Annotated in this window: 17 protein-coding genes; 16 read left to right on the forward strand and 1 reads right to left on the reverse strand. The window is 60.9% G+C overall.

Annotated elements, in window-relative coordinates; all coding sequences use genetic code 11:
* The first annotated feature begins 126 nt into the window (after window positions 1–126).
* The 8 genes from BLQ09_RS03350 to BLQ09_RS03385 all read left to right on the forward strand — a co-directional run bounded on the left by BLQ09_RS03350 (window position 127) and on the right by BLQ09_RS03385 (window position 12,782).
* Window positions 127–918 (forward strand): CPBP family intramembrane glutamic endopeptidase, encoded by a 792-nt coding sequence (locus BLQ09_RS03350; protein ID WP_027603744.1) that lies wholly within the window; start codon window positions 127–129, stop codon window positions 916–918.
* 233 nt (window positions 919–1,151) lie between these two features.
* Entirely contained in the window at window positions 1,152–2,303 is a 1,152-nt protein-coding gene (gene wecB, locus BLQ09_RS03355; RefSeq protein ID WP_027603743.1) for a non-hydrolyzing UDP-N-acetylglucosamine 2-epimerase, read from the forward strand.
* Complete coding sequence (gene wecC, locus BLQ09_RS03360) at window positions 2,300–3,562, forward strand: UDP-N-acetyl-D-mannosamine dehydrogenase (RefSeq protein WP_027603742.1); 1,263 nt, start codon at window positions 2,300–2,302, stop codon at window positions 3,560–3,562. The genes wecB and wecC overlap by 4 nt, the downstream gene beginning before the upstream one ends.
* A 2-nt stretch (window positions 3,563–3,564) precedes the next feature.
* The gene (locus BLQ09_RS03365; protein ID WP_092355316.1) at window positions 3,565–7,893 is read left to right on the forward strand and encodes a methyltransferase domain-containing protein; all 4,329 of its coding nucleotides are present in this window, start codon (window positions 3,565–3,567) and stop codon (window positions 7,891–7,893) included.
* Window positions 7,877–8,698: a hypothetical protein gene (locus BLQ09_RS03370; RefSeq protein WP_139202096.1), complete on the forward strand. Its 822-nt coding sequence runs from the start codon at window positions 7,877–7,879 to the stop codon at window positions 8,696–8,698. The genes BLQ09_RS03365 and BLQ09_RS03370 overlap by 17 nt, the downstream gene beginning before the upstream one ends.
* A gap of 28 nt (window positions 8,699–8,726) precedes the next feature.
* Window positions 8,727–9,938, forward strand: coding sequence for a glycosyltransferase (locus BLQ09_RS03375; RefSeq protein ID WP_027603740.1), 1,212 nt, complete (start codon window positions 8,727–8,729; stop codon window positions 9,936–9,938).
* Entirely contained in the window at window positions 9,935–11,122 is a 1,188-nt protein-coding gene (locus tag BLQ09_RS03380; RefSeq protein ID WP_092355322.1) for a glycosyltransferase family 4 protein, read from the forward strand. The genes BLQ09_RS03375 and BLQ09_RS03380 overlap by 4 nt, the downstream gene beginning before the upstream one ends.
* 94 nt (window positions 11,123–11,216) lie before the next feature.
* Window positions 11,217–12,782, forward strand: coding sequence for a methyl-accepting chemotaxis protein (locus tag BLQ09_RS03385; RefSeq protein WP_092355325.1), 1,566 nt, complete (start codon window positions 11,217–11,219; stop codon window positions 12,780–12,782).
* Window positions 12,783–12,875: 93 nt separating this feature from the next.
* Here BLQ09_RS03385 and BLQ09_RS03390 read toward each other — a convergent pair whose 3' ends face one another.
* Window positions 12,876–13,568, reverse strand: a complete 693-nt coding sequence (locus BLQ09_RS03390) for an alpha/beta family hydrolase (RefSeq protein WP_092355328.1) — start codon at window positions 13,566–13,568, stop codon at window positions 12,876–12,878.
* 79 nt (window positions 13,569–13,647) lie between these two features.
* On the opposite strand from BLQ09_RS03390, the gene ccoN (BLQ09_RS03395) reads away from it, so the two are divergent.
* The 8 genes from ccoN (BLQ09_RS03395) to ccoP (BLQ09_RS03430) all read left to right on the forward strand — a co-directional run bounded on the left by ccoN (BLQ09_RS03395) (window position 13,648) and on the right by ccoP (BLQ09_RS03430) (window position 20,406).
* The gene (ccoN, locus tag BLQ09_RS03395; protein ID WP_085205420.1) at window positions 13,648–15,072 is read left to right on the forward strand and encodes a cytochrome-c oxidase, cbb3-type subunit I; all 1,425 of its coding nucleotides are present in this window, start codon (window positions 13,648–13,650) and stop codon (window positions 15,070–15,072) included.
* A 10-nt stretch (window positions 15,073–15,082) separates the two neighbouring features.
* Entirely contained in the window at window positions 15,083–15,691 is a 609-nt protein-coding gene (gene ccoO, locus BLQ09_RS03400; RefSeq protein ID WP_017735321.1) for a cytochrome-c oxidase, cbb3-type subunit II, read from the forward strand.
* A 3-nt stretch (window positions 15,692–15,694) separates the two neighbouring features.
* Window positions 15,695–15,895 (forward strand): cbb3-type cytochrome oxidase subunit 3, encoded by a 201-nt coding sequence (locus tag BLQ09_RS03405; protein WP_027603735.1) that lies wholly within the window; start codon window positions 15,695–15,697, stop codon window positions 15,893–15,895.
* Window positions 15,892–16,839, forward strand: coding sequence for a cytochrome-c oxidase, cbb3-type subunit III (gene ccoP / locus BLQ09_RS03410; RefSeq protein ID WP_092355331.1), 948 nt, complete (start codon window positions 15,892–15,894; stop codon window positions 16,837–16,839). Before BLQ09_RS03405 ends, ccoP (BLQ09_RS03410) begins: the two co-directional genes overlap by 4 nt.
* Before the next feature lie 350 nt (window positions 16,840–17,189).
* On the forward strand, window positions 17,190–18,632 hold the full coding sequence (ccoN, locus tag BLQ09_RS03415; protein WP_027603733.1) for a cytochrome-c oxidase, cbb3-type subunit I: 1,443 nt from the start codon (window positions 17,190–17,192) through the stop codon (window positions 18,630–18,632).
* Complete coding sequence (ccoO, locus tag BLQ09_RS03420) at window positions 18,632–19,240, forward strand: cytochrome-c oxidase, cbb3-type subunit II (RefSeq protein WP_003193167.1); 609 nt, start codon at window positions 18,632–18,634, stop codon at window positions 19,238–19,240. The genes ccoN (BLQ09_RS03415) and ccoO (BLQ09_RS03420) overlap by 1 nt, the downstream gene beginning before the upstream one ends.
* A gap of 6 nt (window positions 19,241–19,246) precedes the next feature.
* Window positions 19,247–19,432 carry a CcoQ/FixQ family Cbb3-type cytochrome c oxidase assembly chaperone gene (locus BLQ09_RS03425; RefSeq protein ID WP_003193169.1) on the forward strand — a complete coding sequence of 62 codons (186 nt, stop codon included), beginning with the start codon at window positions 19,247–19,249 and terminating at the stop codon, window positions 19,430–19,432.
* Window positions 19,429–20,406: a cytochrome-c oxidase, cbb3-type subunit III gene (ccoP, locus tag BLQ09_RS03430; RefSeq protein ID WP_027603732.1), complete on the forward strand. Its 978-nt coding sequence runs from the start codon at window positions 19,429–19,431 to the stop codon at window positions 20,404–20,406. Before BLQ09_RS03425 ends, ccoP (BLQ09_RS03430) begins: the two co-directional genes overlap by 4 nt.
* Window positions 20,407–20,550 lie beyond the last annotated feature (144 nt).

Genomic DNA, 20,550 nt, shown 5'->3' on the forward strand with positions numbered 1-20,550 from the left:
GACTATAACCAGCCGATGACATGTTTTGCAATCACTTGCCCAAGCCCTTTTGCGGGGAGGCGTTTTCACGTTTCGGGGCGCGGGCCGTCGCTATAATGCCAACCGGTTTTTTCCAAGGATTCCCCCATGCTCCCATTGCCCTGGCTGTACCTGGCGCTTCTTTCCATCGGCTATGCGCTGGCCTTGGCCTACGGGCAACTGGGCGTACTGGCGCTGGTGTCCGTCGCCCTGCTGTTGATCGCCGGCTATGCCGTACGCCAGCAGCGCACGCCGTGGGCGCGTTACCTGGGTCACGGGCTGTTTGTCGTGTTGGCGCTAGGCCTGGCGATGCACTGGCTGCCGGGGTTCCATAACGGTCGCGGCATTGCCCCGCAGCGCTTCACCCCCGATGCCGTGCCGTTCTCGATGTACCTGAACCAGGACAAGCCGCTGATTGGTTTCTGGTTGCTGCTGGCCTGCCCGTGGATTGTGGCGCGGCGTCCGTTGCGCCTGTCGATCTGCGTCACCGCGTTGGTGCTGCCCCTTACCGCCATCGTCGCGCTGGGTGGCGCAGCCTTGCTGGGCGTGATCAGTTGGGCGCCGAAATGGCCGGACCAGGCCTGGCTATGGGTGCTCAATAACCTGTTGCTGGTGACCCTGGTGGAAGAAGCCCTGTTCCGTGGCTACATTCAAGGCGGCTTGAGCCGGCGCTTCAGACAGTTGCCCTACGGCGAAAACCTCGCGCTGCTGCTGGCATCGCTGCTGTTCGGCCTGGTGCACGTGGGTGCAGGGTGGCAATGGGTGCTGCTGGCGGGCATCGCCGGGGTCGGTTATGGCCTGGCGTATCGGTTTGGCGGGCTGGGTGCGGCGATTGCCACGCACGTTGGCTTGAATCTGCTTCACTTCGGGTTGTTTACCTATCCGATGCTGGCAGGCTGATGACTGCCTTCGGCGCTGCCCGGGTACTTTTACGACATTGGTAACACCTCGTAACCAGCCGAACGGTCAGTAGTCGGCCGCGTGCCCTTTGGGCAGAATCCCCCTTCGTTATCGCCCCACTCCGCACAACCCGGTCCCTACGCGCTGACACGCCTGGCACTGCGTTGAAGGCAGCTGTGCACCCGCGTTTCAGGCCCAGCTTTTACTCACCCTCCATACAAGAAGCCATCCCCATGCCTCTCAAGACACTGTCTATCTTCGGCACGCGCCCGGAAGCCATCAAAATGGCGCCGATGGTGATCAATCTCGCCAATGACGACCGTTTCCACTCGAGAGTGTGTGTCACGGCGCAGCACCGAGAGATGCTGGACCAAGTGCTTGAGCTGTTTGGATTGGTACCTGACTACGACTTGAACATCATGAAGCCGGATCAGAACCTGACGGATGTGACGACGGCAATCATCCAGGGGCTGCAAGCTGTCCTGGAAGACTTCAAACCCGATGTGATCCTCGTCCACGGGGATACGGCGACCACTTTTGCAGCCAGTCTGGCGGCCTATTACCAACAGATACCCGTTGCCCATATCGAAGCCGGGCTGCGTACCCACAACCTCTATTCCCCCTGGCCCGAGGAGGGCAACCGACGCCTGACCGGCAGCCTTGCCTCGATGCATTTCGCCCCCACCCAAACCTCGCGGCAGAACCTGATCAATGAGGGGGTGGCCGCCGAATGCATTCATGTCACGGGCAATACAGTGATCGATGCACTGCTCAGCGTTGTAGAGAAACTTCACGCCCCGACATCCCCTCTGCGCGGCCGCCTTGACCGGCAATTTGCCTTTCTGCCCCAAGACCAGCGGATGATCCTGGTGACAGGCCATCGCCGGGAAAACTTTGGTGACGGTCTTGAACGTATCTGCCAGGCCCTGGCTGAAACCGCCGCGCGTTTCCCGGCGGTGACCTTTGTCTACGCCGTGCACCTGAATCCCAATGTGCAGGAACCCGTGCGACGGCGACTGGCGAGCATCAGCAATGTACATCTGATCGAGCCGCTGGATTACCTGCCGTTTGTCTACCTGATGACCCGGGCGTACCTGATTCTCACGGATTCGGGCGGTATCCAGGAGGAAGCACCTGCACTGGGCAAGCCGGTGCTGGTGATGCGTGACACGACTGAACGCCCCGAGGCAGTCGATGCCGGGACGGCGCGGCTGGTGGGCACGGAGATCGCAAGCATTACCCACCACCTCAGGGAGCTGCTCAGCGATGACGCGGCCTACCGGGAGATGAGTAATGCCCACAACCCCTACGGTGACGGCAGAGCGTGCACACGCATTCGCGAAGTTCTGATCACAACCTGGCGAAAAAACGAGGCCGCGGCATGAGCGTGCCGACGCTCTGCGTCCTGGGCCTGGGTTATATCGGCTTGCCCACCGCCGCGCTGTTTGCCTCGCCGCAACGAACAGTCATTGGCGTCGATATAAACCCGCATGTCGTGGACCTCATCAATCTCGGCCAAGTGCATATCATAGAGCCCGACCTGGACCGGTTGGTCCGCTCGGCGGTCAGCCACGGCTACCTGCGGGCGACAACCCGGCCGGAGCCGGCGGATGCCTTCCTGATCGCCGTGCCCACCCCATTCCTGGAAAACCGCGAGCCAGACCTGAGCTATATAGAAGCGGCCTGCCGTGCCATCGCCCCGGTGCTGAAAAAGCACGACCTCGTGATCCTGGAGTCGACTTCTCCGGTCGGTACCACCGAACTGCTGGTGAAATGGCTGGCCAGTGTGCGTCCGGACCTGACCTTTCCCACCACCCATCAGCAAGCCAGTGACATCCGCATCGCCCACTGCCCCGAACGGGTACTGCCAGGGCATGTCTTGAGGGAATTGGTCAGCAATGACCGCATCATCGGGGGCATGACCGATGCCTGCTCAGCCGCAGCAGTACGGCTTTACCAGCAGTTTGTCGAAGGCCAGTGCATTGTCACTGACACACGCACCGCGGAAATGTGCAAGCTGACCGAAAACAGTTTCCGCGACGTCAATATCGCCTTCGCCAACGAACTCTCGATGATCTGCGCACAGTTGAAGATCGACCCATGGGAGCTGATCCGCCTGGCCAACCATCATCCGCGTGTGAATATCCTGCAGCCCGGGCCTGGCGTCGGTGGGCACTGTATAGCGGTGGACCCGTGGTTCATCGTCAGTAAAACACCGGACCTGGCGCTGTTGATCCGCACCGCACGCCTGGTCAACGACAGCAAACCCCAGTGGGTCATCCAGCAAGTCAAGGTGGCGGTGGCCAACCTTTTGTTCAAGCACCCCGGGCTGCGCGCGCACAACGTGCGAATTGCCTGCTATGGCCTGGCGTTCAAGGCAGACATCGACGACCTGCGTGAAAGCCCGGCACTTGGCATTGCCCGCCAGTTGGCCAACGAACTGGGGATAACGCTGCTGCTGGTCGAGCCCAATATCGATGCACTGCCCGACGACCTGACTGGCCATTCCCTGACCGACGTGGCCTGTGCCTGGGACAGCGCCCATATCCATGTGTTGCTGGTCGGGCATCGCGAATTCAGATCCATGTCAGCGCGACATAGCAACGGCGTGGTGATTGATGCTGCCGGCGTACTGGCGAACTGACGATGAATAATCCACAGCCACTCGCCGATACCCATGATCGCGTCATGGAAGCCTATTACGGCAAGCTGGGCGAACACTTCATGCAGGAAACCCGTGCGCGGATCCATTGGATCTGCGCACAGGTCACCGGCAGGACAGTACTCGACGTAGGTTGCTCCCAGGGCATTATCCCCGTGTTGCTGGCCCGTGAAGGCCACAGGGTCACGGGCGTGGATAACGACCCCAGGGCGTTCGAGCAGGCCAAAGATTACCTGAGGGCCGAACCCGATCACGTGCAGCGCAACGTCCGCTACTTGAATGCAGACTTTATGTCGCTGGACACCCAGGGCATGGAACCTGACAGCATCGTGATCAGTGAAGTGCTTGAGCACCTCATCCACCCGGCAGCCTTCGTCGAAAAAGCCGCATCGATGCTCAAGCCGCGTGGCCGGCTGATCATCACCGTGCCGTTCGGAGTGAATGACTTCCTTGACCACAAGCACACGTTCTACCTGCTGGAACCCTTTCGGCTGTTGAGTGCGTACCTGCAGGTCATCCAGGTCGAAATGCTGGGCAAGTGGGTGGGAATGGTCGCCATCAAAACAGAACCCGAGGGCTGTTCGCTGGGTGTCGAGCATCTACGTCAACTGGAAGCGGCGTTCGAGTCCGTCGAGCGTAACCTGCTTGGCCAGGTAGCCGGCGGTCGCCAACAGCGGGAACAGGTCAATCAGAAATACCGTGAAGCGACTGAGCGCATTCAGCAACTCAAGAACGAACTGGCGTACTCAACCGAGTGCAATACCCGGCAGCAAGGGCAAATAGAAGTCCTGACCGCCAATCTGCAGCGCGCAAACGCCAGGTGCCACCTGCTGGAAAATCGCTTGATCAAGACGCGGGCCAGCACCACTTATCAGTTGGGGTATCAACTGCGTGTGGGGGTGGGCTCGCTACGTGAATGCCTGCTTTTGCCTGGCGCCTTGTTCAAGCTGTATCAACAAGCCCGCGCACGTCGCAAAGGCAACGCACCTACGGCCCCCCCTGGCGATGATGCGATCCCACCGGCGCTGCCTGGCACCGCCGCTTTCCTTGTCACGCCGGCCCCCACTCCGCTGGCGGATGCAGAGCATGTGCGCAGCCAGCTGTTGCTTGCCCCCCATGACACGGCCAAGCCCTTCAGAATGGCCTGTGTGATGGACACCTTTACCCATGAGGCCTACCGGTATGAATGCGAGCTGTTGCAACTGACACCGGACCAGGGCCTGGCCGAACTGCAATCGTTCCAACCCGACCTGCTGTTTATCGAATCCGCGTGGCGCGGCCAGGATGGCCGCTGGCATAACAAGATCGCCCAGAACAGCACAGAGCTGCGCCAGGTCTTGCAGTGGTGCCGGGAACACAAGGTGCCAACGGTGTTCTGGAACAAGGAAGATCCGGTGCACTTCGAGACGTTCCTGGGTACCGCCACACAGTTCGACCTGGTGTTCACCACGGATATCGACTGTATTCATCGCTATAAAAGCGCGCTGGGGCATGAGCGTGTCTACCTGCTGCCCTTTGCCTGCCAACCGGCGATGCACAACCCGATCGAGTTGTACGAGCGCAAGGATGCGTTCTGTTTCGCCGGTGCCTACTACTGCCGATACCCCGAACGGACGCGGGACCTGGAACACTTCGTCAATGCCCTGCCGGGCTTTCGTCCGCTGGAAATCTACGATCGCAACTTCGGCCAGCCAGAAGCCAACTATCAGTTTCCGGCCCGATATCGGGGCTACATTGCCGGTACGCTTGAGGCGACACAGATAGACCTGGCCTACAAGGGCTACCGGTATGCGATCAATCTCAATTCGGTCAAACAGTCGCAATCCATGTTCGCCCGTCGTGCCTTTGAATTGCTGGGTTCCAACACCCTGACCGTCAGCAATTTTTCTCGCGGCCTGCGTGTGCTGATGGGCGACCTGGTCATCTGCAGCGACAACGGCCAGGAGGTCTTGCGTCGCCTCGACACGCCCGCCGGACACGCCAGGCTGCGGTTGGCAGGGCTGCGAAAGGTGATGCTGGAACACACCTATGCCCACCGGTTGATGTATGTGATGAGCAAGGTGACCCATCGCGTGCATGACCTGCCACTGCCGACGATTTGCCTGGTCGCTGAGGCGGCCGACGAGGCTCAATTGCAGGCGCTCATTGAGCATCTGCGGCGTCAGCGCTACCCCCGCGTCAAGCTGTATGTCGTGGTAAGCGACGCGCCGGCAAGGCAGCCCGCCACCGTTGACCCGCGCTTGCAGCTGATTGAGCGCAAACAGCTGGACAAGCTCACCCTCGGCGAGCTGGCAGGCGGCGCCGACTGGTTCGGCGCCATGCTTGCCGTGGACTACTACGGCCCTCACTACTTGCTCGACCTGGCCTTGGCCACGCGCTACAGCAAGGCCCGGGTGATCGGCAAGATGGCGCACCATGCCGCGGACCAACAGGATATACGCCTGATCAACCCAGGCCAGGAATACCGCTGTGCCACCGGGATAGCGGCACGTCGGGCCTTGATCAAGACAGAAGCGCTGGCACAACAGCCCGCCCGTGCCTGGCTGGAAAGCCTCCCGGCGCTCACCTACACCCACCCTCCATCCCTCGCGATCGATGCGTTCAACTACTGCGAAAACGCCGCGGGCACTGATCGACAGCACGTCGTTGCGGTGGTGGATGACCTCGAGCTGAACAGCGGAATCAGCCTCCAGCATCTCCAGCGCAGCAGTGAAACGATCCCGCCACTGAGCGCAGATACTAATGGCCCGCTGAGCAACGGCCGGGACCTGTCAGAACTGTTCGGCCCGCTGCGCAGCAAGTATCTGCGCGCGCAGGTCGAAGGCGGCACCTGGCATATCGACTCCTCCCTCGCGGACGGAAAACATGAATATCACTACGCCAGGCACGAGTTGAACGTTGCCCAGCTGAAACAGGCCGACGACACCTTGAGATTGCTGCTCGATGCCACGCCGGGCCTGAACCTGCAACTGGTCGTGCTGTATCTGGATGCGCAGAAACAACGGATCAGCCATGTCATGCAGCAGGCCAATCGCAATCAGGCCTGGGATATACCGCCCGAAACAGCGTACCTGCGCCTGGGCCTGCGGGCCCACGGCAGCGGCAGCACGACGATCAAGGCATTGGTTCAAGGACACCGGGAAATCCAACCCTCCCACCTCCTCGCCAAGGCCGCGCACCTGCTGCTGACCAACCACTACCCGGCCTATGACGACCTGTACCGTAATGGCTTTATTCATACCCGTGTCATGGCCTATCAGGAACAGGGCCTGGCGGTAGATGTCTTTCGTCTGCGCCCCGACGAGTCGATCAGTTATCACGAATTTGAAAATGTCGACGTGGTGACCGGCCCGGGCAGCGCCCTGGCAAGCATGCTGGACAGCGGACAGTACACGACACTGCTGGTGCACTTCCTGGATCCGCAGATGTGGGAAATAGTGCGCCCCTACTTGCCCCGCCTCCGGGTGATTGCCTGGGTGCACGGCGCGGAGATCCAACCTTGGTGGCGCCGGGCTTACAACTATGGCGACGAAACACTGTTGCAACTGGCCAAGCTCGACAGTGAGCGACGCATGGGCTTCTGGCTCAGCCTTTTGCAACCCATGCCGCCCAATCTGCAACTGGTATTCGTCTCCCGACAGTTTGCCGAAGACGTCATGGAAGACCTGGGGTTCAGGTTGCCGAGGAGTCAATACCGAGTGATCCACAACCCCATCAATACGCGGCTGTTTGCCTATCAGGAAAAACCGCCTGAGCAGCGCAAGAAAATCCTCTCGATCCGCCCCTATGTGTCACGCACCTACGCCAACGACCTGAGCGTCAAAACCATTCAACTGCTGGCGACCAAGCCATGGTTCAACGAACTTGAGTTCCTGATGGTCGGTGACGGACCCTTGTTTGAAGAAACCCTCGCACCGCTGCGTCAGTACCCGAACGTCACCCTCGAAAAACGCTATTTGAAACAATCCGAGATCGCCGACCTGCACAAACACTATGGCGTGTTTCTGTGCCCCAGCCGCATGGACACACAAGGGGTATCGCGTGACGAAGCCATGGCGTCGGGCCTGGTCCCTTTGACTAATCGGGTCGGGGCCATCCCTGAGTTTGTTGACGACGACTGCGGTTTTCTATCGGCCCCCGAGAGTTTCACCGGGCTCGCCGAAGGAATAGGAACACTGTTTTTCAACCCGGAAATATTCAGGGCGAAATCATTCAACGCCAGGCAACGCGTGCTTGCGCAGAGCGCTATGCATTTGATCACCGCGTCCGAACTAAGCCTGATACGGGAACCCCACGGTGAGCCGAGACGTTAAGGCATTGCAATACCGTATCCTGTCGGCACTTCTCTGGTGCGTATGCCTGGGCCAGCACCTCATGAGCATCGCTCCACGTGCGATGTTGATGGCCCATACCGCACATTTCTGCGCACAAGTGTTGTTGATAACGACGTACTTCCTGCCGATCAAGATTGTCATCCTGCTCGGTTCAGAGACGGTCCCCGCCTATTTGCCAGCCCCGTTGAAAGGCCTCGATCAAACCGCCCTGATCATCGGGCTCGGTCTGTTGACGGTGATCCTTTACGCTTTTTACCTGGGCGCCGGGTTCATGGCCTCCCGTTACTCAAGGGCGGGGGCACGCGCCCTGATAGACGGCGGTGCCGAACCTGCGCGGCTAAAAACCCAATTGGCCCTGGCAGCCAGGACATTTTCCAGGTTTGCGCGGGGTTTATCCGACGCCATGTTTACCCTGATCGTCTTCTGCGTGCTGCTCTACCTCTACCCGTCCCTCCTGGCGATCGGCCTGGCTTATTCCGTGCTCGCTGCGGCTGTGCTGATTGGCTTGAACAACCGTAGCCAACGTGTGCAGGCGGTACTCTCCCGTCACCCACTCACGGTGGCCGATGCGTTTTACTCAATGGGCTTTCTGGCGGCATTCGCCTTCATCATTGTCGACTTTCTCTGCCTGACGCCTCCCCACCTGTACATCGCGTTGATAGCGCTGATCCTGATACGTCAAAGCCTCAGCAGACTGAAGGTCCTGACCCAGGACATTCTTTACCTGAACACCCACGCCCCGAGCATCAACCGGATGTTTCTCGCCCTCCACCCGACCCGCTGAACCCCGTCCACATCAACAGGAGTCTCCCGTGCCCCGCATCGCCATGATCGTCTGGAATGAGTTCCGCAACGACGCCCGCGTATTGAAGCAAGCCCGGACACTCCAGGCAGCCGGTTATCAAGTCACCGTGTTCGCCCTGCATGCGCCCGGCGTGACGCATCGCAAGGAGGTGCTGGCCGAAGGCATCCGCGTGGTACGCGTAGCGCGCAGCGTGCGCTGGGGTGCGGCCAACGCCGGATCGCCCCCATCGCCAGGCCCGTTCGCAGCCGAACAATCGATGCCCCTGCGACGCATTCTTTCGCGGCTTTGGGTACATGCAGGGCTGCTGCTACGCATCGCCCTGCATCGCGCTGCGGTGGTGCATGCCCACGACGTCAATACCCTGCCCACCGCCTGGCTGGCGGCCCGGCTCAGCGGCGCCAGGCTGGTGTATGACGCCCACGAAATCAGCACCAGCCGCGAGGGGTATGCGCGCTTTCGCAGCTGGGTGGGTTGTGTCGAAAAAACCTTGATGCCCAGGGCCGAAGGCATCATTACCACCACGCAAAGCCGGGCCAGGTTTTTTGCCAGGGCCTATGGAATCGCCCGCCCGCTGGTACTGCAAAACCGCCCCTGCCTGAGCGCCACCTCACCCGGCCAGAGGATTCGCCTTGAGTTGGGCTTGCGACACCCCTGGCCTATCGTTGTCTATCAGGGCGGCCTTCAACAGGGACGCGGGCTGGAACGCTTGCTACGCGTGGCGGCGTCGTTGCAAGGCGCTTACCTTGTATTGATCGGGAGCGGCAGGCTTACCCCTGCCTTGATGGCATTGCGCACGGAACTTGGCCTGACAGACCGAGTGCACTTTATCCCGACCGTTGCACTGGCGGATTTGCCCAGCTACACCGCATCAGCCGATATCGGTGTGCAGCCGATCGAAAATACCTGCCTGAACCACTTCACCACCGACTCGAACAAATTATTTGAATATGTCATCGCCGGGCTGCCCGTGGTGGCCACGGACTTTCCGGAGATTCGCAAGATTGTCCGGGCCTACTCCATAGGACTTTTGGTACCGGCAGGCTCGGAGCAATCACTGCGCACCGCACTGCAGTGCCTGATCGATGAACCGTTATTGCGTCAGGCACTGGCGCAAAACGCAAAAAATGCCGCGCTGCATTTAAATTGGGAACGGCAGGAAAGCACGCTGGTGGCGCTGTACGAGCGTGTACTGCGGCGTAAAACCGAGGTGCGCGTATGACCAAGCGCATTCTCATATTGAGCTATTACTTTCCACCCGATCTGTCGGCATTTCGCGTCGAGGCGTTGGTCAAGGCCTTGTTCACCCACGGTAACGGCGAGATAGAGATCGAGGTACTGACCACCCAGCCCAACCGCTACCCGTCCTATGAGGCTGACCCTGCCCACACCGCGCATCAGCCGAAGCTGTCCGTCACCCGCATCGGCCTCCCCGCGCACAGATTCAGCGCATGGGGCCAGGCCTGGGGGTTTGCCCACTATGCCTGCGGCGTCCTTCAGGCCGTGAAGGGTAAGCCGTATGACGTGATCGTGGCCACCTCTTCGCGACTGATGACGGCCGCACTGGGCGCCGCCATCGCGCGCAGAAAACACGCGCCTCTCTACCTGGATATTCGCGATATCTTTGTCGACGTCCTGCCCGAGCTTTTCCCCGGTGTTGTCGGCAAGCTCCTGGCACGGGTGTTTTCCCGCCTGGAAAAAGTCACCCTTGGGTATGCGACGCGGGTCAACCTGGTATCCCCCGGCTTCCTGAGTTACTTCGCGCCTCGTTATCCACACAAGACCTTCTCAACCTACACCAACGGTGTGGATGATCTGTTTCTTGAAACCCCCTTCCCTACCGAACCGCCTGACGACCCGACACGCCTGCTGAAGATCGTCTACGCTGGCAATGTCGGCGCCGGCCAAGGCCTGGAAAAAATCCTGCCCGCCCTGGCCGAACGGCTGGCAAACAGGGCCTGTTTCTATGTCATTGGCGATGGCAGCACGATGAAAAAACTGAGCGAGGCGCTGATCAAAAGAAACGTAAGGAATGTCGAGCTTATTCCTCCCATGCCTCGCCATAGACTGATTCACTACTATCAGCAAGCGGATGTGCTTTTTTTGCACCTTAATAGCTTTAAGGCATTCTTGAAGGTCATCCCTTCCAAGCTGTTTGAATATGCAGCCACTGGAAAACCAATCCTGGCGGGGCTGGAAGGCTATTCAAAAGCGTTCACTCTTAACCATATTCCCAATGCTTGCGTGTTTGCCCCCGCAAACCCGGACGCTGCCGTTGCCGCACTCGCCCGTCTTGATCTGGGTACCACCGACCGAGCGGCATTTCTACAGGAGTATTCCCGCAGCAGGATCCAGCAACGCATGGCTCTGGACATTCTCGATACCACAACACCCGAAGAGCCGTGACCCTGGAAACTGCCAAGCCGATTGTTGCAAAAATAAGTTAAATAAACCCCCGTTACCGCCGATACCCAATGAAAGCCTTGCGGATTGAACAATCATGCGTAATAACCAGCCCGTTACCCAGCGCGAACGTACCTTCCCCGCTCAGCAACGGTTGATCTCCACCACAGATGCCAAAGGCGTGATCACCTACTGCAACGACGCATTCGTCGAAATCAGTGGATTCTCTCGCGACGAACTGGTGCGTGCCCCGCACAACCTGGTCCGTCACCCGGACGTGCCAGCGGCCGTGTTCGGGCATATGTGGACCACGCTCAAACAAGGCTTGCCATGGATGGGCATCGTTAAGAACCGTTGCAAGACGGGCGATCACTACTGGGTCAACGCCTATGTGACGCCGGTCTTCGAAGGCAACCAGGTGGTCGGCTACGAATCGGTGCGCATCAAGCCCACCGCCGAGCAGATCCGCCGTGCCGAGGCGCTCTACCAACGCATCAACCAGGGCAAGTCAGCCGTTCCCCAGCGGGACAAGTGGCTGCCGGTGTTGCAGGACTGGCTGCCGTTTATCCTGATCAGCCAGTTGAGCTTCATGATCGGTGCGTCGCTCAACTCCCACTGGGGCTTTGCCCTGGCGGCGGGTTTGTCGGTGCCATTGGGCCTGCTGGGCCTGAGCTGGCAACAGCGCGGCCTCAAGCGCCTGCTGCGCCTGGCCGAACAGACCACCTCCGACCCGTTGATCGCGCAGATGTACACCGACAGCCGTGGTGCCCAGGCGCGCCTGGAGATGTCGATCCTCAGCCAGGAGGCACGCCTGAAGACCTGCCTGACGCGCCTGCAGGATACTGCCGAGCACCTCAACGACCAGGCGGCCCAGTCCAATACCCTGGCGCATAACAGCTCCAGCGGCCTGGAACGCCAGCGCGTGGAAACCGAGCAGGTGGCCACGGCGGTCAACCAGATGGCGGCAACCACCCAGGAAGTGGCCAGCCATGTGCAGCGCACGGCCGATGCGACCCAGGAAGCCAATCGCCTGACCGGTCGCGGTCGCGATATTGCCGGGGAAACCCGCGAGGCGATTCAGCGTCTGTCGGTGGCCGTGGGCGAGACCGGCGTGACCGTCACCCAACTGGCCAAGGACAGCGACGAGATCGGCGGCGTAGTCGACGTGATCAAAGGCATTGCCGACCAGACCAACCTGCTGGCGCTCAACGCCGCCATTGAAGCGGCGCGGGCCGGTGAGATGGGCCGTGGGTTTGCGGTGGTCGCCGATGAAGTGCGCCAACTGGCGCAGCGCACGGCTGAGTCGACCGGGCAGATCCATGCCCTGATCGCCAAGCTGCAGCAAACCGCTGCCGCTGCCGTGCAAACCATGGACACCGGGCATCGCCAGGCCGAAGAAGGCGTGGCGCGGGTGATGGAGGCGGACCAGGCATTGGTGGGCATCAGTGAAGCGGTGGCGCATATCACCGACATGACCACCCAGATCGCGGCCGCCACCGAAGAGCAAAGCTCGGTGGCCGAAGAGATCAGCCGCAATATCAGCACCATTGCGCTGTTGGCGGACCAGACCTCGGAGCAGGCAATGAACTCGGCGCAGCTGAGTGAAGAGCTGACGCATACGGCGAATACCCAGTATTCGTTGGTCGAGCGTTTCAACCGGTAGACCGCTATCGGGAGCAAGCCCCCTCCCACAGTTAACCGCGTACATCCCTTGGAATGCGGTCGAATGTGGGAGGGGGCTTGCTCCCGATTGGCCCTAACGGGCGCTGAGAAACTCAGCCACCTGCACGGCCGCAGCCTCCAAATGCTGCTCATGCGTAAACCCCGAAGCCTTCAACGGCTTCAAGTCGTGATCCCCCGCCACCAGCCACATCACCTCGATGCTCGGCGACAAATCATAGCCCTCCACTGCTCCCCGATTGCCCAGGGCATCCCGTTCGCCCTGCACGATCAGCGTCGGCGTGCTCAGCCCGGACAAATGCTCGACCCGTGGTTTCTCCGGTTTCCCCACCGCATAGAACGGATACCCCAGGCACACCAGCCCGTCGGCGGCCAATTCGTCCGCCAACAGACTCGCCATGCGCCCGCCCATGGACTTGCCGCCAATGGCCAGTTTCCCAGCGACATGACGTCGCACCTCGGCATACACCCCGCGCCAGGCTTCCAGCAGTCTTGGCGCCGGGTTGGGCGGGCGTTTGCCGCCGTCCAGTCGGCGCTGGGCCATGTAGGGAAACTCGAAGCGCAACACGTTGACGCCATGCCCGGCAAGGCGTGCAGCCATGTCGTTCATGAAGGATGAGTCCATCGGTGCGCCGGCACCATGGGCCAGGATCAACGTCACGCAATCACCCGAAGCAACGCCCGACGCGACATCCCAAAGCCAACCGTGTTCCCGCACACACTGCGCCCATTGATCCCCGTCAATACTGGCCTTGTGCTCTTTGCCCATGCTTGCCTCGCTATTCAGTCTGCCTATAACTCCAGCCCAAGTGCCGCATTTGCTTGGGTTGAACCGTGGATGGGGAACCATGAACACTACTTTAAGTACCGCCTATAACTACAAGGTGGTCCGCCAATTCGCCATTATGACGGTGGTGTGGGGCATCGTCGGCATGGGGCTCGGGGTTTTTCTCGCCGCCCAATTGGTTTGGCCCGCGCTCAACTTCGACTTGCCCTGGACCAGCTTCGGCCGCCTGCGCCCACTGCACACCAACGCGGTGATCTTCGCGTTCGGTGGCTGTGCGCTGTTCGCCAGCTCCTTCTACTCGGTGCAGCGTACCTGCCAAACCCAGCTGTTCGCGCCGAAAATCGCCGCGTTCTGCTTCTGGGGCTGGCAACTTGTCATCCTTCTGGCCGCGATCAGCTTGCCCTTGGGCTACACCAGTTCCAAGGAATACGCCGAGCTGGAATGGCCGATCGACATCCTGATCACCATCGTCTGGGTGGCCTACGCCATCGTGTTCTTCGGCACGGTGATGAAGCGCAACACCAAGCACATCTACGTCGGTAACTGGTTCTTCGGTGCGTTCATCATCACCGTGGCGATCCTGCACATCGTCAACAACCTGGAAATCCCGGTCAGCCTGACCAAGTCCTACTCGCTGTATGGCGGTGCGACGGATGCCATGGTGCAGTGGTGGTACGGGCATAACGCGGTAGGCTTTTTCCTCACCGCCGGCTTCCTCGGGATGATGTACTACTTCGTGCCGAAACAGGCCGAGCGCCCGGTGTACTCCTATCGCCTGTCCATCGTGCACTTCTGGGCGCTGATCACCCTGTACATCTGGGCCGGTCCTCACCACCTGCACTACACCGCGCTGCCGGACTGGGCACAGTCCCTGGGCATGGTGATGTCGCTGGTACTGCTGGCGCCGAGCTGGGGCGGCATGATCAACGGCATGATGACCCTGTCGGGCGCCTGGCATAAGTTGCGCAGCGACCCGATCCTGCGCTTTTTGGTGGTGTCCCTGGCGTTCTACGGCATGTCGACCTTCGAAGGGCCGATGATGGCGATCAAGACCGTCAACTCGCTGTCCCACTACACCGACTGGACCATCGGCCACGTACACGCCGGCGCCCTCGGCTGGGTAGCGATGATCTCCATCGGCGCGCTGTACCACATGATCCCGAAAGTCTTCGGTCGCGAGCAGATGTACAGCCTCGGCCTGATCAACGCGCACTTCTGGCTGGCCACCATCGGCACCGTGCTCTACATCGCCTCGATGTGGGTCAACGGCATCGCCCAGGGCCTGATGTGGCGTGCGATCAACGAAGACGGCACCTTGACCTACTCCTTCGTCGAAACCCTGGTGGCCAGCCACCCAGGCTTCATCGTGCGGCTGGTGGGCGGTGCGGTGTTCCTCAGCGGCATGTTCCTGATGGCTTACAACACATGGCGCACCGTGCGCTCGGCACAACCTGTCGAAGCCGCCCCTGTCGCGCAGATGGCCTGAGGAGTCTGTGATGAAACACGAAACGATTGAAAAGAACGTCGGCCTGCTGATGCTGCTCATGGTGCTCGCCGTGAGCATCGGTGGCCTGACCCAGATCGTCCCGCTGTTCTTCCAGGACGTGACCAACAAGCCGGTGGAAGGCATGAAGCCCTACACCGCGCTGCAACTGGAAGGCCGCGACATCTACATCCGCGAAGGCTGCGTACAGTGCCACTCGCAGATGATCCGCCCGTTCCGCGCCGAGACCGAGCGCTACGGCCACTACTCGGTGGCCGGTGAAAGCGTGTGGGACCACCCGTTCCTGTGGGGTTCCAAGCGCACCGGGCCTGACCTGGCGCGCGTCGGCGCACGCTACTCGGACGACTGGCACCGCGCGCACTTGTACAACCCGCGCAACGTCGTGCCCGAGTCGAAAATGCCGGCCTACCCGTGGTTGGTCACGGCGGCGGTCGACAGCAGCCACACCGAGACCAAGTTGAAAGTGATGCGCACCCTCGGCGTGCCGTACACCGACGACGACATCAGTGGCGCCGTGGCCAGCCTCAAGGGCAAGACCGAAATGGACGCGCTGGTTTCGTACCTGCAAGTACTCGGCACTGCCATCAAGAGCAAGAGGTGAGCCATGGGATTTGAATTCGATGCGGGCACCATCCGCGGCCTCGGCACGCTGGTGGTCGCCATCGCCTTTATCGGCCTGTCGCTGTGGGTGTTCAACAACCGGCGCAATGCGGAATTCGAGCAGGCGCGCCTGCTGCCCTTCGCCGATGAACCCTCTCCAACCGACGCTCAAGAAGAGCCTGTAACAAGGAGCAACCGGCCATGACTACCTTTTGGAGTACATGGATCTGCGTACTGACCCTCGGCAGCCTGATCGGCCTGACCTGGCTGTTGTTCGCCACCCGCAAGGGCGAGACCAAGGGCAGCGTCGACCAGACCATGGGCCATGCCTTCGACGGTATCGAGGAATACGACAACCCCCTGCCCCAGTGGTGGTTCATGCTGTTCGCCGGCACCCTGGTGTTTGCCGTCGGCTACCTGATCCTCTACCCGGGCCTGGGCAACTGGAAAGGCGTGTTGCCGGGCTATGAAGACGGCTGGACCTCGGCCAAGGAGTGGGACAAGGAGATGGCCAAGGCCGACACCAAGTTCGGACCGATCTTCGCCAAATTCTCGGCCATGCCCGTGGAACAAGTCGCCAAAGACCCGCAGGCGCTGAAAATGGGCGGTCGCCTGTTCGCCTCCAACTGCGCGGTGTGCCACGGTTCGGATGCCAAGGGCGCATTCGGCTTTCCCAACCTGGCTGACAACATCTGGCGTTGGGGCGGTTCGGCCGAAGCGATCAAGACCACCATCATGAACGGTCGCCACGCGGCGATGCCGGCCTGGGGCGACATGCTCGGCGACGACGGCGTGAAAAACGTCGCCGCCTATGTGCGCCACGACCTGGCCAAGTTGCCATTGCCGGCCGACAGCACCGCCGACCTGGCCGCAGGGCAAGCCGCATTCAACACCACCTGCGTGGCCTGCCATGGTCCGCAGGGCCATGGCATGGAAGCCATGGGCGCGCCGAACCTGACCCTGCCCGCCGGCTACATCTACGGCACCAGCCTCGCGCAGTTGCAGCAGACCATTCGCCACGGCCGCCAAGGCCAGATGCCCGCCCAGGAAGTGCTGCAGGGCAACGACAAAGTGCACCTGCTCGCCGCCTACGTTTACAGCCTGTCCCATAACGCTGATGGCGCAACGCCAGAAAGCCCAGCCCAGTAACACCTGACTGCCGCCCCAATCTGGGGCGGCAGCTCTACCGCGCTACGCGACCAAGTGTCGCACCCTTCCAAAGCACACCTTTCCCCTCCTGCCATTCGGGTCTACGCTTGCTTGCACAGCGGACCGATCCTGGCGTACGCGACGACAGTCGTTGCGACCCCCGAAATTTCCTGTCCACTCGATCAGCTTTCGATTTCGGATTTTATCCTTACGCCAAACATGGAAAGGGCGCAGAATCTGGCGTGGAACGCATTGACACAGGTCAGCCTTGCGTTGCAATGGCCCCTTGCTTTCTACATACTTGCGGCCGAATTTTACCTATAAAAAAACCTAAACCGTGGAACCTTAGAATGAGCACAGCAATCAGTCCGACTGCTTATAACTATAAGGTAGTCCGCCAGTTCGCCATCATGACGGTGGTCTGGGGGATCCTTGGCATGGGGCTCGGGGTGTTCATCGCCTCGCAACTGGTTTGGCCGGAATTGAATTTCGGTCTGCCATGGACAACCTTCGGCCGCCTGCGCCCGCTGCACACCAACCTGGTGATCTTCGCCTTCGGCGGATGTGCATTGTTTGCCACCTCCTACTATGTCGTGCAGCGAACCTGCCAGACACGACTCATCTCCGACAGCCTCGCGGCCTTCACCTTCTGGGGTTGGCAAGCGGTCATCGTCGGCGCCATCGTCACCTTGCCGCTGGGCTACACCACGACCAAGGAATACGCCGAGCTGGAATGGCCGATCGCGATTCTGCTGGCCATCGTCTGGGTGACCTACGCAGTGGTGTTCTTCGGCACCATCGTCAAGCGCAAGACCAAGCACATCTATGTGGGCAACTGGTTCTACGGGGCCTTCATCCTGGTGACGGCGATGCTGCATATCGTCAACCACGCCTCGTTGCCGGTCAGCCTGTTCAAGTCCTACTCGGCCTACGCCGGGGCGACGGATGCGATGATCCAGTGGTGGTACGGCCACAACGCCGTGGGTTTCTTCCTCACCACCGGTTTCCTGGGGATGATGTACTACTTCGTGCCCAAACAGGCCGAACGGCCTATTTACTCGTATCGCCTGTCCATCGTGCACTTCTGGGCGCTGATCACCCTGTACATCTGGGCCGGCCCGCACCACCTGCACTACACCGCGCTGCCGGACTGGGCCCAGTCCCTGGGCATGGCGATGTCGATCATCCTGCTGGCCCCGAGCTGGGGCGGCATGATCAACGGCATGATGACCCTGTCGGGCGCCTGGCATAAGCTGCGCACCGACCCGATCCTGCGCTTTTTGGTGGTGTCCCTGGCGTTCTACGGCATGTCGACCTTCGAAGGGCCGATGATGGCGATCAAGACCGTCAACTCGCTGTCCCACTACACCGACTGGACCATCGGCCACGTACACGCCGGTGCCCTCGGCTGGGTAGCGATGATCTCCATCGGCGCCCTGTACCACATGATCCCCAAACTGTTCGGCCGTGTGCAGATGCACAGCGTCGGGCTGATCAACGCGCACTTCTGGCTGGCCACCATCGGCACCGTGCTCTACATCGCCTCGATGTGGGTCAACGGCATCACCCAGGGCCTGATGTGGCGTGCGATCAACGATGACGGCACCCTCACCTACTCCTTCGTCGAAGCGCTGCAAGCCAGCCACCCTGGTTTCATCGTCCGCGCCCTGGGGGGTGCGTTCTTTGCCAGCGGCATGCTGTTGATGGCCTACAACGTCTGGCGCACCGTGCGTGCCTCGGACCCGGCAGAAGCCGAAGCCGCCGCCAAGATCGCCGTTGTGGGAGCCCACTGATGAAGCATGAAGTCGTCGAGAAGAATATCGGCCTGCTGGCCTTCTTCATGGTCATCGCCGTGAGCATCGGTGGCCTGACCCAGATCGTTCCGCTGTTTTTCCAGGACGTGACCAACAAGCCGGTCGAAGGCATGAAGCCGCGCACCGCCCTTGAACTGGAAGGCCGCGACGTCTACATCGCCAACGGCTGTGTCGGCTGCCACTCGCAGATGATCCGCCCGTTCCGCGCCGAAACCGAACGCTACGGCCACTACTCGGTCGCCGGTGAAAGCGTGTGGGACCACCCGTTCCTGTGGGGCTCCAAGCGCACCGGCCCGGACCTGGCCCGTGTCGGCGGGCGCTACTCCGATGACTGGCAACGCGCGCACTTGTACAACCCGCGCAACGTGGTGCCTGAGTCGAAAATGCCGGCGTATCCGTTCCTCGTGGAAAACAAGCTCGACGGCAAGGACACCGCGAAGAAGATGGAAGTCCTGCGCACCCTGGGCGTGCCCTACACCGACGAAGACATCGCCGGTGCAGCCGCAGCCGTGAAGGGCAAGACCGAAATGGACGCATTGGTGGCCTACCTGCAAGGCCTGGGCACCATCATCAAAAGCAAACGGTGATTCTTCATGGATATCGGGATGATTCGAGGCCTGGGCACCGTCGTGGTGATGGTGGCCTTTATCGGCCTGGCGCTGTGGGTGTTCAGTCCCCGGCGCAAGTCGGAGTTTGACGACGCGACCATGTTGCCCTTTGCGGATGATCCCGAAGCCATCAAGCACGTCGAGCAAGCTTCTAGGAGTAACAAAGAATGACTACGTTCTGGAGTCTGTACGTCACAGTCCTCAGCCTGGGTACCATCTTCGCCTTGACCTGGCTGCTGCTGTCGACCCGCAAGGGCCAGCGCGCCGAGCAGACCGACGAGACCGTCGGCCACTCGTTCGACGGCATCGAGGAGTACGACAACCCGCTGCCCAAGTGGTGGTTCATGCTGTTCGTCGGCACCATCGTCTTCGCCCTTGGCTACCTGGTGCTCTACCCTGGCCTGGGCAATTGGAAAGGCCTGCTGCCGGGCTACAACTACCTCGACAACGACAAGCAAACCCCGTTCGCCAACGGCCAGACCGGCTGGACCGGCGTGCACGAATGGGAAAAGGAAATGGCCAGGTCGGACGCCAAGTTCGGGCCGATCTTCGCCAAATTCGCGTCGATGCCGATTGAAGATGTCGCCAAGGACCCGCAAGCCCTGAAGATGGGCGGTCGCCTGTTCGCCTCCAACTGTTCGGTGTGCCACGGCTCCGACGCCAAGGGCGCCTACGGTTTCCCCAACCTGACCGACGCCGATTGGCGCTGGGGTGGCGAACCGGCGACCATCAAGGAAACCATCATGAAGGGCCGCCATGCCGTCATGCCGGCCTGGCTGGACATCCTCAAGGAGCAAGGCGTCAGCGACGTCGCCGCGTTCGTCGTCACCAACCTCGACGGCCGCAAGCTGCCGGAAGGCGTAAAAGCCGATGTGGCCAACGGCGAGAAACTCTTCGCCGCCAACTGCGTGGCCTGCCACGGCCCCGCCGGCAAGGGCACTCCCGCCATGGGCGCGCCGGACCTGACCCACCCGGGTGCATTCATCTACGGTTCGAGCTTCGCCCAACTGCAGCAGACCATCCGTTGGGGCCGCCAGGGCCAGATGCCTGCGCAGGAGCAACTGCAAGGCAACGACAAGGTGCACTTGCTCGCGGCGTATGTTTACAGCTTGTCCCATGGGGATAAGAAGGCCGAAGAGCAGTAAGGCTCTCGGAAACAAAAGAGCCCCGCCCAGCGAAAGCTGGCGGGGCTTTTTCATTTCCAAGGCCGTGCCCCCCCCCATGGGAAAAGCACGTTGACCGCTTGTAGCTTTAGGCTTGTGGCTTGCCAAGGCCAAGTAGTAACGTAA

It is taken from the genome of Pseudomonas sp. NFACC25 (assembly GCF_900100935.1).
GTDB lineage: Bacteria > Pseudomonadota > Gammaproteobacteria > Pseudomonadales > Pseudomonadaceae > Aquipseudomonas > Aquipseudomonas marginalis.